Below are 13,553 nucleotides of genomic sequence, written 5' to 3' on the forward strand. Positions count from 1 at the left end.
CAATGAGGATTAGATGACCCCCACAGCACCAACCGACCTTGTGATCCGCCCCGTCACCGCAGCGGATTACGACGACGTCCGTCGAATCACCTGCGCCGCCTACCTTGAGGCCGGGTACTTCGAGGCTCCCGATCATCCCTACCTGCGGGTGCTGGCCGACGTCGAGCACCGTGCCGAGCACGCCGAAATCTGGGTGGCCGAGCGCGACGGGGTTGTGGTTGCCTCGGTCGCCATCACGTTCGAAGGTCAGCGGTATACCGACATTGCGGTCGCCGGTGAGCTGGAGTTCCGGATGCTGGCGGTGGACCCCACGGTTCAGCGGGGCGGGGTGGGGCGTCTGATGGTCGAGGCGATCATTGAACATGCCCGTTCGCTGGACGGGATCACGGCGGTCAGCCTGACCAGCGGCTCCGACATGACCCGCGCCCATGCGCTGTACCATTCGCTGGGTTTCGAGCGCCAACCAGAGCGTGACTGGTGGGTGCGCGACGAGGAGATCCTGCTCTGGGTGTTCAGATTGTCCCTCTAGAACCACTGCGCCTGTGCAGGTGTCCCCAGAAAGTGGGGACACCTGCACAGGCGGGTTGCGCCTACGGCCGGATCATGACCTTGCCCTTGCGGCCCGCGACGAAGTTGGCCCGGGACGCGTCGTGTACCTGCTCCAGCGAGTAGACGGCTTCGACGGGGAAAGAGAGGGTGCCGTCGTTGACCCGGAGGAGCAGTTCGCTGAACAGCTCGCCGCGACGGCCAGCCGGTAGCTCGCGCATCACGGTGCTGCCCCAGAAGCCCTTCACCGTCAGGTTCTTGAAGATGATCGAACCGGAACTCAGGGTCATCGTGGTTCCACCCATCGCACCGAACACCACGAGGGTGCCATTCTCGCTGAGCTGTGAGAGCACCTCATTGCTGGCGTCGCCGCCCACCGAATCCACGCCGGCAACGACCTTCGCGCCACCAGTGATCTCTGCGACCCGGTCTTCCCAGCCTTCGGACTCGGTGGAAACGATTCGCTCGATACCCTGGGCAGCGAGTTCGTCAACGCCTGCGTCACGGCGGACCAGCCCGACCACGTTGATGCCGCGGGTGGGAGCCAGTTGGGCGATCAGGCGGCCGACGGCACCATTTGCGGCGTTCTGGATGATCCAGTCACCCTCGGTGAGGTTGAGCCAGTCGAGCAGGGCGATGGCGGAGAACGGCATCGAAACCAGCTGGGACGCTACCTCGTCGGTGGCAGCTTCATCGACGGGGATCAGGCCCTGTGCCTGGGCGATGAAGTATTCGGCCCAGACGCCAAACGTGCCGCCGGTGGCGACGCGCTGTCCCACCGAAAGGTGCTCGACGTCGTCGCCGAGCGCGTCGACGACCCCTACTGCCTCGGAGCCCGCCTGGGCAGGCAGTTCTGGTTTGAAGCCGTAGGTGCCGCGAACGGTCCAGAGGTCGTGGTTGTGGATGGGGGACAGGAGAGTGCGCACCCGTACCTGCCCGGGACCGGGTTCAGGGGTGGTGACCTCATCGACCTGGAGGACGTCCCAGGGTTCCCCGAAAGTGTGCTGACGAATCGCTCGCATAACTATCTCTCTTTCGTATCGTTAGTCGGAAAGCACAACCGTCAGGGCTGTTCTGGTATTCCTGACCCGCAGCGACCTGGCGCTGCCGAAACGATGACGTCTCAGGCGCCGTCGGGGTAATACTGGCTGCTGTTGCCATACTCTGGGTCGAGTGGCGAGCGGAGCATCTGGTGATCGGCGGGGTGCTCCACACAGTCGGTCGCTGCAAGGAGCACCACCGTGTCGGGAACCAGCTCGGCCCTTTCGTGGCGGGCCGTAACGTTTAGCCCGTCCTTCTGGAAATAGAGCTCCCGCACAGTTCCCACCTGATCGTCAGACAGGGCTTCGTCAGGATCGAGGTCCCACCCCTCAGCTGTCAGGAGAGCCTTCACAGCGTCCAGCGCGGCGTTTGCTGTCTCGGGATCAGCCGGTGGTCCTGCGAGTTGCCCGGTCCACCGGGTCTTGGTCTGCGGTTGTTCGTCTTCCGGGCGGAGGCAGGAATCTTCCCGTAGCTGGTTGAGCTGCAATTCAACAAATGCTCCGGCTTCGGTCTGCAGGACGGGCATCAGTTCCTCAAGGCGGGTCTGCACGGCCGTGAAATCCTCTGGAGAAAGTGTCTCTGTCATGGTGGCTTCCGATTCTTGGGGGTTAGAAGGAGCTGACGCAGCGCACCCGGCGCTGGCGATCACTGCCACCAGGGCGATAGTGAGGAGGCCGTGCCTCCAATGGCTCGGCCAGGCCTGACGTCTGTCAGTCATTTTTCGAGCTCCTCGACTGTAATAGTTTTCAGCTTGCTGCCGGTGTAGTCGTCAGGGCTGGTCTCAAGGGGGGAATAGGCCACAGCTCCGTAGCGTCCATAAATATAGTCATCCTCGACATGCAGGCTGACTTTCGTGCCGTTGATTACCCCCGAAATATTCTGAGCGCTGGTGGATGCCGGGGTGAAGTAATCTTCGTGGCCGCCCATCACGGAATCGGGATTTCTCGGATCCAGGAAGCCGGTTTCGAGGCGTGTTACGCCCATCTGGTTGGGGCTCCCACCCTTCCACCACGAGCTGCCGTGGGACCCGCCACCAAAGAATTGCGCGGCCGAGATGGGGTCGGTGCGGGTTTGAACCCAGTAACGGTTGGCATCGGGGTTGGCAGTGTCTTCTGGGCTTCCCACCTCGTGACCCGGCCCTGCGGGGGCGACGTACACAATGTTGGTCGAGTCGAGCCCCTCCCGCTCCCCGGTACCCAGTAAGGATCCGCCAGCGCTGTAGCCCACGTAGGTGGTGCGAGCATCGGAGGGAATTTCCAGATCCACCGCATAGTCGAATGCGGCTAATCGCGGGGCGCCCGTCTCGTTGAAGTGCGGGGAGGCGTTATCCATAACCAATTTCTGTGGCAGGTCGGTGCCCTGCCAGTAGAAGCCCACTTTCTGGTCCGACGGTTCACCGTTGATCGCGGCGACCCTGTCGGTGTAGCTCTCGAGTCCACCAAGAGTTGCGCCTGTACCCGGAACCACGGTTGACATGACTGTCGTGTCGGGGGAGGGAGCGCCGGTCATCGAGACAACCTGTCCGTTGCCCGCCATACTCACCATGACCACCTGAACGTGATTGTCCACCGCGTACTCAAGGCCTTTCAGCTGCGATTTCAGCCGGTCCTGTTCGGCGCTCCATTCAACATGAGCATGCACGTACTCATACGCCCCGTCATCATCCGACGGGAAATCCGCCATCATCGGTTCCTTGAGGGCGGCAAGTTCCTCTTCCGCCGTGTGGCGGTACCCGGGAACCGTGATGTTGTTCGCCTTGGCCCGCTGTGCAAAGGGTACGCCGTTCAAACTCCCGAACACTGCGGGGAAGAGTAACAATAGCCGTTCCTGATCCTCCTCGGACAGGCCGGTCCACGCCGCGCGTATGCCGGCAATGCCTTGTTCGGACAGATCCGCGTCACCGCCCATCGCCGCCTGCATGATGGCTTCGGGAGTCCCGATGCCGAACGGTCCCATCATCGTCCTGTTCGCCAGGAGGGCAGCGGCTTCGGGGTTGGCGGCTGCCCACGCCGCCAGCTCGGACTCGTTCAGGCCGGTCAGCGAGGTGAGCAGCAGGGCGGGATTCAGAGGACCGAACTGTTCGTTCAACGACGTGGTCCAGCTGGCCCATTCGACTGTGGGCAGTAGGGTTCCGCCGGGTGCGGCTCCCATCGGTAATCCAGCGCCGTCGCCGTACCCAATGCCCGCCAGTGCTGCTGCAGTCGTTTCCTGTAGCTCGGTCCATTCACGGGTCAGGACCGTGGCCTGGTTGGCCGGTGAATTTTCCGATTCATCCAGCGAGTCCGGGTCTGTTTCCTGCTGTCTGAAGATCAAGCGCTGCAGTTCCTGCTTTCGGGCCGCCAGGGCACGTCCTGACGTGACGAAGTCGCTGATGATGGTGCTCGCGTCCTGCAGTGATCGCTGCCAGTTTTCGGTGGGTTCCTTCAGATCATCCAGTGCTGTGTACACCTGCTCCTGGGTGGTGGGCTCCACATAGTAGTCACGAAAGCGCAGCCAGGCCGTGGCGGCGTCAGCCAGGTAGTCCGCGCTCACCTGGGCGCGCAGGGCCATGTCCGATGCGGCATCCTCCAGCTCGTCCCAGACGACAGCAATGTCGGGCAACTGCGGCATTACCATGGCTGTTGCACAGCCTGGCGACCGCTGACCGGTGAAGGCGGCCTGTACGCTGCCGAGAGCTGGGACAACGCTGCAGCTGCTTCGGAATCCATGGTGGCGTCAGCTTCGGTGAAGGCTTGCGACGCGGTCGAGACCGCGTCGGCCTTGCGAAAGACGAGCGATGCAACGCGTTCACCGACATCGTCCCGACCACTCCAGAACGTGCTGAATGCCGCGGCGACCACATCGGCCGAGCCGAAGAGTCCGGCCACTCGGTCCCCGCCAACGCGGGCGTCCTTGGCCGCAGCGGCAAGCGACTGGCCATCCGCAGCAACGTCGATCAGAGTCGCGTGGATGCCAGACGGCTGAACATCGAAGGTGCCGCTTCCTGAACCTATCGACGGTGACAGTGCTTCTTGCTGAAATTTCATTTTCATTCCCCCGGGCAACGGTTCCACCACTGAGTATTGCACGGACTATTGCCCTGTCCGATGGGCAGAACAGCCCATCGGACAGGCAGCAGTCCGGCCCAGCTACGCCTGTCCGCCAGAGTCGATGACCCCTGCGGCGATCGCGCGGAGTGCAGCCAGGTGGGAATCGAAAGCTCTCTTGCCTTCCTGGGTCAAGGAGAGCCAGCTGATCCGTCGAGCATCCGACCGACCGACCGACGACGATTTGGTCATCGAAACAAAACCGCCGTCGGTCAGGAGCTTCAGGTGCTTCGACAGGGCGGCGTCACCGACGTCGAGAGCATCGCGGATGGCGGCGAAGTCCGCACTCTTCACATTCCGAAGGAGGCCACAGATCCGGAATCGAAGGGGCGCATGGATCAGTTCGTTGAAGACTCCCTGATCTGTTTCAGCGGGATTAGCTGGCATGACGAATCCGTCGCAGGGCGCTGCGCAGGAAGAAGTGGGTACCGAGTGTTCCGGCGCCGAAGGCGGCCGCCGCAGGGGCCAGCACCCACCAGTAGAGGTCGAAGGAAACAAGCCCCAGCGAAACGCTCAGCAGTGTCAGGCAGGTAATCAGGGTCGCGGCATAGATCAGCCAGGCCGTCCCGCCGATGTGGGACAGTTTGACCCCCGTCGCCCGGTGGTAAAGGTAAACCACGATGATCGCGACGATGATGAGCAGAGTGGAATTGCCCGACCGGTTGTCTCCTGCAGCGGGTGATGCGACACAGATCGCCGCCACTGCGCCAAAGATCGGGGGTACCCAGCGCGGTGTGGTCATCCGCTCAATCAGGGCCGAGCGGTCCTGCTCCACGTCGGCCAGCAACGCCGCGGCAGACTCTGATGGATCAGGCGATAACCGAATGTTGTTTTCCATGATGGAAAGTGTAGTTAGTTTCCACGAGAGAAAGCAACTTCTCTTCCGGGTCACCCGGCGAGGCCTGCATGTCGAGGAATGGTGGGGCTGATTCCGGAGGGGAGTCCTGCTTGGCTTGAGGGTTTTACCTCGGGGATTGAAGCGCTATTTTGCCATGACGCGGGCAGCCCAGTTGGTCGATTTGACCGATGACGGGGTGAAAGCAGCCTGATAGGAAATCGAATGTTTGTTCGAGAGATTTATCCACATAGCTTGTAAAGCCCCAGAAATGTCAGTGCGGTTTGGGACAATAGAGGTATGGAAGGCAGCACAGCTCCATCGCCGAAGCGGAAGGGAATCCCCTCCCGGGCGGACGCTCCGCGCGGCTCTACTGGTGCTGGTTCCGGCGGTCGCGTTGGTCGTTCCCGTTCCACCCGAGCCTTGGCCGATGCCCTCAATTCCCTTCACCCGGCCGCGGATGCGGCGGGCTTGATCGACCAGCTGCGGGAGTTGGAAGATCTGAAGTCGGCGATCGCTGGAATGCAAGCCCAAATCGCGGTTGCGGTTGATGTGGCCGAACGTCAGGCTCAAGCCGATGCCGGGGTGCCGGCCGCGGAGCGGGGAAAAAGCGTCGGGGCGCAGGTCGCGTTGGCTCGCCGTGAGTCTCCGGCCCGCGGCAGCCGCCTCCTCGGCCTCGCGCGTGCCCTCGTCACGGAAATGCCCCACACGTTGGCGGCCCTGCATCAGGGTCGGTTGAATGAGTGGCGGGCCACCCTGCTGGTGAAGGAAACCGCCTGCCTCACCAGTGCTGACCGGACTGCCGTTGATGAGGAACTCCACCCGGACACCGGGACCTTCGACGGGTGTGGGGATAGGGCGATTGTCGCGGCGGTGAAAGCCGCCGGATACCGCCGGGATCCCAGGTCAGTGGTGAACCGTGCCGCACGGGCTGTCACGGACCGGTGCGTGAGCATCCGACCCGCACCGGACACCATGGCCTACCTCACCGCCCTGCTCCCCGTGAAAGAAGCCGTCGCCACCTACGCTGTGTTGACTCGTCACGCTGACACGGTCCGGGGTGCTGGTGACCCGAGGTCTCGGGGTCAGGTGATGGCCGATACCCTCGTTGAACGTGTCACTGGTGTCCCCGGCGGTATCAGCCGGGTCGAGTTGCAGCTCATCATGACCGACCGTGCCCTTTTCCAGGGCGACAGTGAACCGGCCAGGATCCCCGGCTACGGCATCGTCCCCTCCAGCTGGGCACGCAACCTCCTCAGCACAGAAACACCGACCAACCCACGAACACCACCAGGGCAGCATCCCGCCACAACCGACCCGGGTGCTAAGCCACCAATCGGCCCGGCAGATTCGACCGAGGCAGGGCCAGCCGGCGGCACTGTCACTGGCCCGAAGGATCCAGCCGGGCACTTGGCTACCAACCCCGCACACCGTGCTTTCGATGTGTGGTTGCGCCGCCTCTACACCGCCCCATCGACCGGGGAGCTGGTCGCGATGGATTCCACCGCCCGGTTCTTCACGAAAGCCCAACGCCGGTTCATCACCGCCCGCGACGACACCTGCCGTACGCCGTACTGTGATGCCCCGATCCGCCACTTCGACCACATCATCCCCTGGCACCGCGGCGGACCTACCACCATCACCAACGGGGCAGGACTCTGCGAGGCGTGCAACCACACCAAAGAACAACCCGGTTGGAGAGCCCAAACCACCCCCGGATCCCCACCACGAACACGTCGCCGGCACACCTTCAGCATCACCACCCCCACCGGCCACACCTACCACTCCACCGCACCGCCCCTACCCGGCACAGCAGCCACAATCGAGCGGGCACAGATCCCAGCCCAAAACCGGCCCAGCCGCCGTCGGGAACGAAGTCTCGGTAGGGGCACCTTGCCCCAAGAACAGTGCACCTGAAAGATTGAGGACATGAGAACCGCTGAGTGGTCCGAGGGGCACTGGACAACCGAGCCCGAGAGGGTGCGCACCTCCGACGAGGGACTGTTAGTGACCGCAAAGGAAGGCAGCGACGCCTGGCGGATCACATCGTACGGTTTCATCCATGACACCGAACACGCACTGCTCCGACCGATCAGTGTGGGCGAAGCAGTTGAAGTGGCCTTCCGGGCAGACCTCCCTGAACAGTTCGATCAGGCAGGTGTCTTCCTCAAAACCGATGACACGAACTGGATCAAGGCCGGCGTCGAATGCAGTGACGGTGAGCCGGGTGTGGGTGCAGTAGTTACCCGTGGAGAATCCGATTGGTCACTATCACCGGTTCCAGAATGGGCCGGGCGGATCGTGACGGTGCGCGCGAGCCTGGCCCCCGGAGCAATCACGATCCGGGCCAGGGTCGACGAGGAACCCTGGCGGCTCGTCCGTGTGGCCCCGCTCGCAACCGATGCGATCCTCCAGGCGGGACCGTTCTGTTGTGCCCCAACCCGGGCTGGACTGGTGGTCCACTTCCTCAGCTGGCGCACGACAGACGCAGACACGGCGCTTCACGCAGAGGGATAGTAGGCGCCCATCGAATCGGCCACGGCCCACGCCGCACGTAGACTGGAACCAAACACCACTTCACTGACCATGGGAGATTTATGGCTGAGATCAACCGTGAGGACGTCGCGCATCTGGCGCGCCTTGCCCACATCGATATGAGTGCCGAAGAGCTGGACCGGATGACCGGTGAGTTGGCAGTAATTGTTGACTCGATCAAGCGGGTCAGCGAGGTGGCCGGCGACGACATCCCCACCACCAGCCACCCCATTCCGTTGAGCAACGTGTACCGCGAAGATGTGGTCGGCGAGACCCTCACCAACGAGGAAGCCCTCTCCGGCGCACCCGACAACGCTGACGGACGCTTCAAGGTCCCAGCCATCCTGGACGGGGAATAACCCATGACTGAACTGATTCGCCTCAGCGCCGCAGCGTTGGCCCAGAAACTTGCTTCCAAGGAAATCTCGGCCGTTGAAACCACCCAGGCCCACCTCGACCGCATCGCCCAGGTCGACGGCGGCGACGACGGTGTTCACGCCTTCCTGCACGTCAACACCGATGAGGCACTCGCGGTTGCGGCCGGCGTCGACAAGGCCCGCGCCAACTCCGAGGACCTCCACCCGCTGGCCGGCGTCCCGATCGCCGTCAAGGACCTGATCGTCACGAAGGGCCAGCCGACCACCGCCGGCTCCAAGATCCTCGAGGGCTGGCACAGCCCCTATGACGCGACAGTGATCCGGCGGCTCCGCGCCGCCGGAATGCCGATCCTGGGCAAGACGAACCTCGACGAGTTCGCGATGGGCTCCTCCACCGAGCACTCCGCTTACGGTCCCACCCGCAACCCGTGGGACCTGGACCGGATCCCCGGCGGATCGGGCGGCGGCTCGGCTGCCGCCGTCGCCGCCTTCGAAGCTCCCCTCGCACTCGGTACCGACACCGGCGGCTCCATCCGCCAGCCCGGTGCTGTCACCGGCACCGTCGGCGTGAAGCCCACCTACGGCGGAGTCTCCCGATACGGCGCCATTGCGATGGCGTCGTCGCTGGATCAGATCGGTCCCGTCTCGCGGACCGTCCTGGACTCCGCGCTGCTCCACGAGGTCATCGGCGGCCACGACCCCAATGACTCCACGTCCCTCACCGACCCCCTCGGCGCACTGGTTGAGGCCGCCCGTCTGGGTAACGTCGAAGGGATGCGCATCGGCGTCATCAAGGAACTGCAGGGCGAGGGCTACCAGGCCGGCGTCCTGACCCGGTTCCAGGAATCGCTGGAACTGCTGCGCGGTGCAGGCGCCGAAATCGTTGAGGTTTCCTGCCCCAATTTTGACTACGCACTGGGCGCCTACTACCTGATCATGCCCTCCGAGGCATCCTCGAACCTGGCCAAGTACGACGGCGTCCGGTTCGGCCTGCGGGTAGTGCCCGACGGCGCGCCGACCATCGAGCGGGTCATGGGGGCCACGCGTGCCGCAGGGTTCGGCGACGAAGTGAAACGCCGCATCATCCTGGGCACCTACGCACTGAGCGCTGGCTACTACGACGCCTACTACGGTTCAGCGCAGAAGGTCCGCACCCTGATCCAGCGGGACTTCGAAGCAGCCTTCAAGCAGGCCGACGTCCTGATTTCCCCGACAGCGCCCACCACTGCGTTCAAGCTGGGGGAGAAGCTCAACGACCCGCTGGCCATGTATCTGAACGACGTCGCGACCATTCCCGCCAACATGGCGGGCGTGCCGGGGCTGTCCCTGCCCGGTGGGCTCGCCGACGAGGATGGACTGCCCGTCGGCATCCAGTTGCTAGCTCCGGCCCGCGAGGATGCCCGGCTGTACCGGGTGGGAGCCGTGCTCGAATCACTGCTCGAAGCCAGCTGGGGTGGCCCCCTGCTGGATCGCGCACCTGCCCTGAGGCCTGACGCCTTGCGGCCCGGCGGCGCAGCCGACCGCGTGGAGACTAGCACTGCAGGAGGAACCAACTAATGGTGATGGCAACTGAAGACATTCTGACCTTCGAGGAAGCACTCGAGAAGTATGATCCGGTCCTGGGCTTTGAGGTCCACGTGGAGCTGAACACCCAGACCAAGATGTTCTCCTCGGCTCCCAACGCGTTTGGCGACACCCCCAACACCAACGTCACCCCGGTGGACCTTGGTCTGCCGGGCGTCCTGCCGGTGGTGAACCGGGTGGCCGTTGAGTCGTCCATCAAGATCGGGCTGGCGCTGGGCTGCAAGATCGCCGAAAAGTGCTACTTCGCCCGGAAGAACTATTTCTACCCGGACACCCCGAAAAACTTCCAGACCTCCCAGTTCGAGGACCCGATCGCCTATGACGGATCCATCGACATTGAGCTGGCCGACGGGACAGTATTCACCGTTGAGATTGAGCGCGCCCACATGGAGGAAGACGCCGGAAAGCTGACCCACATGGGTGGCTCCACGGGCCGGATCCACGGGGCCGAGTTCTCCCTCGTGGACTACAACCGCGCCGGTGTGCCCCTGGTCGAAATCGTCACGAAGCCGATCGTCGGCGCCGGCGCCCGCGCCCCGGAGCTCGCGAAAGCCTACGTCGCGGCGATCCGCGAGATCGTCAAGAACCTGGGCGTATCCGACGCGAAGATGGAACGCGGCAACGTCCGCTGTGACGCGAACGTCTCCCTCAAGCCCAAGGGGCAGGAGAAGTTCGGTACCCGCACCGAGACGAAGAACGTGAACTCGCTGCGCGCCGTCGAGCACGCGGTCCGGTACGAGATCCAGCGCCACGCTGCGGTGCTCGATTCGGGCACCCCGATCACCCAGGAAACCCGTCACTGGCACGAGGACACGCGGTCGACGACGTCGGGCCGTCCCAAGTCAGACGCCGACGACTACCGCTACTTCCCGGAACCCGATCTGGTGCCCATCGTCACCACCGAGGAGTGGATCGAGCGTCTCCGCGCAGAACTGCCCGAGCCGCCGGCCGAACGCCGCAAGCGGCTGCAGCATGACTGGGGCTACTCCGACGCCGAATTCCGTGACGTCGTCAACGCCGGCGTGATGTCCTCCATCGAGGACACCATCGCCGCCGGGGTCAAGCCCGCAGTCGCCCGCAAGTGGTGGATGGGCGAGATCTCCCGCCGCGCCAAGGTGGCCGACGTCGAGCCGTCCGAGCTGGGTGTCACCCCCGAACTGATCGTCGAGTTGAACTCGCTGATCGAGTCCGGCAAGATCAACGACAAGCTCTCCCGGGAGGTGCTCGACGGCGTCCTCGCCGGTGAGGGCACTCCCACCGAAGTGGTCGAGGCCCGCGGGCTGGCAGTCGTCTCCGATGATGGCCCGCTGCTTGAGGCCATCGACGCGGCACTGGCAGCCCAGCCCGATGTCGCAGACAAGATCCGCGGCGGCAAGGTGCAGGCCGTCGGAGCGATCGTGGGCGGCGTCATGAAGGCCACCCGCGGCCAGGCCGACGCCGGTCGGGTGCGGGAACTGATCCTGCAGCGCCTCGGCGTCGAGGGCTAACGGCCCTTACCCTCCTTGAGGTGAGCAACCTGGACAATTTGGGGCAACATTTCCCTCTCGAATGTCCAGGTTGCTCACCGTTTCCCATTGAAAGGACCCTCGTGGTGAACAGGTTGGCCGACGGTGAGCACTGACATGCCGCGCTGGACCCATCTCTCCCGCGTCCAGACCGAGGGCGACAACCACATCATGGAGGACGCCTGCGGGTACCGGGGCAACGCCGCCTGGATGATCGATGGCGCCACCTCCCTCCTGGAGGAAATCGACCTTCCCGGCGCATCCAACCCGTCCTGGTACGCGCAGGTCCTCAACCTTGCGCTGGCCGAACACGCCGGTCCCGCGGATCCCCGGGAGGTTCTGGCCGCGGCGCTGAAAACCGTTGACGCGCTCGGGCAGCGGCTGGTAGGCCCCCGGTCCCACCATTTTCCCAGCGCTGCGGTCTCCCTGGTGACCGCCGCCGACGACGGCGTCCAGGTGCTCAGCCTCGCCGACTGCCACGTCGTGGCCCGCCGGTACGACGGGAGTTGGCTGCACGTCGGAGTCCCGATCAGCGAACCCACCGGACCACGCATCGACCATCTGCAGGCACGGCGGGACCGCAATACCGAGCATGGCGTCTGGGTGGCCCGGCGGGAGCCCGAAGCGGCCAAGCGAGCCACCCTGGCGACAGTGGGGAAAGCGCACACCGTGGCGCTGGCTTCGGACGGTGCCTGGCGAGCCGTCGACCTGGGCCTGGTCGCGGGCCCCGAGGCTTTCCTCGATGCGGTCAGCACCCCTGACGGGGCACAGGAGCTCATGCTGACCCTGCGCATCACCCAGCAGGAGATTGGCGAACCAGCAGACGACGCATCGGTGATGTGCCTGGCGCTGCAGGACTAGCAGGCCGCGACCTGACTCTGCCGAGACCCGGCTGATACGCTGACGATGGTGCCACAGCACCGTACAGGATGAACTGCACGCGCCGGGGCGTACCACGCTGACCCACCGCGTGCGGGTGGAAGGAACCCCTCAGTGAAGGCGCTTTATAAGTCCGGGCCGCATCCCGGTTTCGAATTGGTTGACCGGCCCGAACCGACGCCGGGCCTCGGCGAAGTCAAGATCCGCGTGATCACCGCCGGGATCTGCGGCACCGACCTTCACATCGAGTCCTGGGACCAGTGGGCTGCCAGTACCATCACCGCACCCCTGATTCCGGGGCACGAGTTTTACGGTGAGGTGGTTGAACTCGGCAGCGGCGTGCGGGACGTCGCGGTGGGGGACAGGGTCTCTGGTGAGGGCCATATTGTCTGCGGAACGTGCCGCAACTGCCGCGCCGGTCGCCGTCAAATGTGTATCAGGACCGCGAGCGTTGGTGTGCAGCGTGATGGTGCCTTTGCCGAGTTTGTGGTGATACCGGAACCGAATGTCTGGGTGCATCCGGCTGGGGTCACTCCCGAGTTGGGCGCCATTTTCGATCCCTTCGGCAACGCGGTCCACACTGCCCTGAGTTTCCCCCTGGTCGGCGAGGACGTGTTGATCACGGGTGCCGGACCGATCGGGTTGATGGCGGCCGCGGTGGCCCGCCATGCCGGCGCCCGCTACATTGCGGTCACTGACGTGTTCCAGCCGCGCCTGGATCTGGCCCTCGCTGTGGGGGCTGACCTGGCCGTGAACGTGGCCACCACCCGGATCGACGATGCGCAGCGCCAGCTTGGCATGAGGGAGGGGTTTGACGTCGGGATGGAGATGTCGGGCCATCCCACGGCCCTGCCGGAGATGATCGACAATATGAACCATGGTGGCCGGATCGCCATGCTCGGGCTGCCGTCAGCCGATATCACCATCGACTGGGCGAAGGTGGTGACCCATATGCTCACCCTGAAGGGCATTTACGGTCGCGAGATGTTCGAAACCTGGTATGCCATGAGTGCCATGCTGCAGTCCAACCCCGTTCTGCAGCAGGCGATTTCAAGCGTGGTCACCGATGTCCTGCCCGCGTCGCAGTGGGAGCAGGGTTTTAACACAGCACGCAACGGGGCCAGCGGCAAAGTGGTCCTGGACTGGACCGGATTCTAAGGAGCAC

Annotated in this window: 14 protein-coding genes; 8 read left to right on the top strand and 6 right to left on the bottom strand. The window is 64.2% G+C overall.

The features are described from left to right. Positions 1–13 precede the first annotated feature (13 nt). Positions 14–529 carry a GNAT family N-acetyltransferase gene (locus ABD059_RS08670; protein WP_343879058.1) on the top strand — a complete coding sequence of 172 codons (516 nt, stop codon included), beginning with the start codon at positions 14–16 and terminating at the stop codon, positions 527–529. A 61-nt stretch (positions 530–590) separates the two neighbouring features. Here ABD059_RS08670 and ABD059_RS08675 read toward each other — a convergent pair whose 3' ends face one another. The 6 genes from ABD059_RS08675 to ABD059_RS08700 all read right to left on the bottom strand — a co-directional run bounded on the left by ABD059_RS08675 (position 591) and on the right by ABD059_RS08700 (position 5,511). Beyond that, a complete protein-coding gene (locus tag ABD059_RS08675; RefSeq protein ID WP_343879061.1) occupies positions 591–1,568 on the bottom strand; it encodes a zinc-binding dehydrogenase in 978 nt (325 codons plus the stop codon). A 101-nt stretch (positions 1,569–1,669) separates the two neighbouring features. Continuing rightward, positions 1,670–2,305, bottom strand: a complete 636-nt coding sequence (locus ABD059_RS08680) for a hypothetical protein (RefSeq protein WP_343879063.1) — start codon at positions 2,303–2,305, stop codon at positions 1,670–1,672. Further along, a complete protein-coding gene (locus tag ABD059_RS08685) occupies positions 2,302–4,197 on the bottom strand; it encodes an alpha/beta hydrolase family protein (RefSeq protein WP_343879065.1) in 1,896 nt (631 codons plus the stop codon). Before ABD059_RS08685 ends, ABD059_RS08680 begins: the two co-directional genes overlap by 4 nt. Beyond that, positions 4,197–4,613 carry a hypothetical protein gene (locus ABD059_RS08690; protein ID WP_343879067.1) on the bottom strand — a complete coding sequence of 139 codons (417 nt, stop codon included), beginning with the start codon at positions 4,611–4,613 and terminating at the stop codon, positions 4,197–4,199. Before ABD059_RS08690 ends, ABD059_RS08685 begins: the two co-directional genes overlap by 1 nt. A 102-nt stretch (positions 4,614–4,715) precedes the next feature. After that, entirely contained in the window at positions 4,716–5,060 is a 345-nt protein-coding gene (locus ABD059_RS08695) for a transcriptional regulator (RefSeq protein WP_343879069.1), read from the bottom strand. After that, positions 5,050–5,511, bottom strand: a complete 462-nt coding sequence (locus ABD059_RS08700; RefSeq protein WP_343879071.1) for a hypothetical protein — start codon at positions 5,509–5,511, stop codon at positions 5,050–5,052. Before ABD059_RS08700 ends, ABD059_RS08695 begins: the two co-directional genes overlap by 11 nt. A 297-nt stretch (positions 5,512–5,808) precedes the next feature. Between ABD059_RS08700 and ABD059_RS08705 the strand changes: the two genes are divergently transcribed. The 7 genes from ABD059_RS08705 to tdh all read left to right on the top strand — a co-directional run bounded on the left by ABD059_RS08705 (position 5,809) and on the right by tdh (position 13,546). Next, complete coding sequence (locus ABD059_RS08705; protein WP_343879073.1) at positions 5,809–7,425, top strand: HNH endonuclease; 1,617 nt, start codon at positions 5,809–5,811, stop codon at positions 7,423–7,425. 12 nt (positions 7,426–7,437) lie between these two features. Beyond that, positions 7,438–8,025 carry a DUF1349 domain-containing protein gene (locus tag ABD059_RS08710; protein WP_343879075.1) on the top strand — a complete coding sequence of 196 codons (588 nt, stop codon included), beginning with the start codon at positions 7,438–7,440 and terminating at the stop codon, positions 8,023–8,025. Positions 8,026–8,105: 80 nt separating this feature from the next. After that, the gene (gene gatC, locus ABD059_RS08715; protein ID WP_171586331.1) at positions 8,106–8,402 is read left to right on the top strand and encodes an Asp-tRNA(Asn)/Glu-tRNA(Gln) amidotransferase subunit GatC; all 297 of its coding nucleotides are present in this window, start codon (positions 8,106–8,108) and stop codon (positions 8,400–8,402) included. Positions 8,403–8,405: 3 nt separating this feature from the next. Further along, on the top strand, positions 8,406–9,977 hold the full coding sequence (gene gatA / locus ABD059_RS08720; protein WP_343879077.1) for an Asp-tRNA(Asn)/Glu-tRNA(Gln) amidotransferase subunit GatA: 1,572 nt from the start codon (positions 8,406–8,408) through the stop codon (positions 9,975–9,977). A 5-nt stretch (positions 9,978–9,982) separates the two neighbouring features. Beyond that, positions 9,983–11,491, top strand: coding sequence for an Asp-tRNA(Asn)/Glu-tRNA(Gln) amidotransferase subunit GatB (gene gatB / locus ABD059_RS08725; protein WP_343879079.1), 1,509 nt, complete (start codon positions 9,983–9,985; stop codon positions 11,489–11,491). Between the two features lie 123 nt (positions 11,492–11,614). Then, a complete protein-coding gene (locus ABD059_RS08730) occupies positions 11,615–12,370 on the top strand; it encodes a hypothetical protein (protein WP_343879081.1) in 756 nt (251 codons plus the stop codon). Between the two features lie 132 nt (positions 12,371–12,502). Then, positions 12,503–13,546 carry an L-threonine 3-dehydrogenase gene (gene tdh / locus ABD059_RS08735; RefSeq protein ID WP_343879083.1) on the top strand — a complete coding sequence of 348 codons (1,044 nt, stop codon included), beginning with the start codon at positions 12,503–12,505 and terminating at the stop codon, positions 13,544–13,546. The last annotated feature ends 7 nt before the right edge of the window (positions 13,547–13,553 follow it).

It is taken from the genome of Arthrobacter flavus (assembly GCF_039526005.1).
Classification (GTDB): Bacteria; Actinomycetota; Actinomycetes; order Actinomycetales; family Micrococcaceae; genus Arthrobacter_D; species Arthrobacter_D flavus.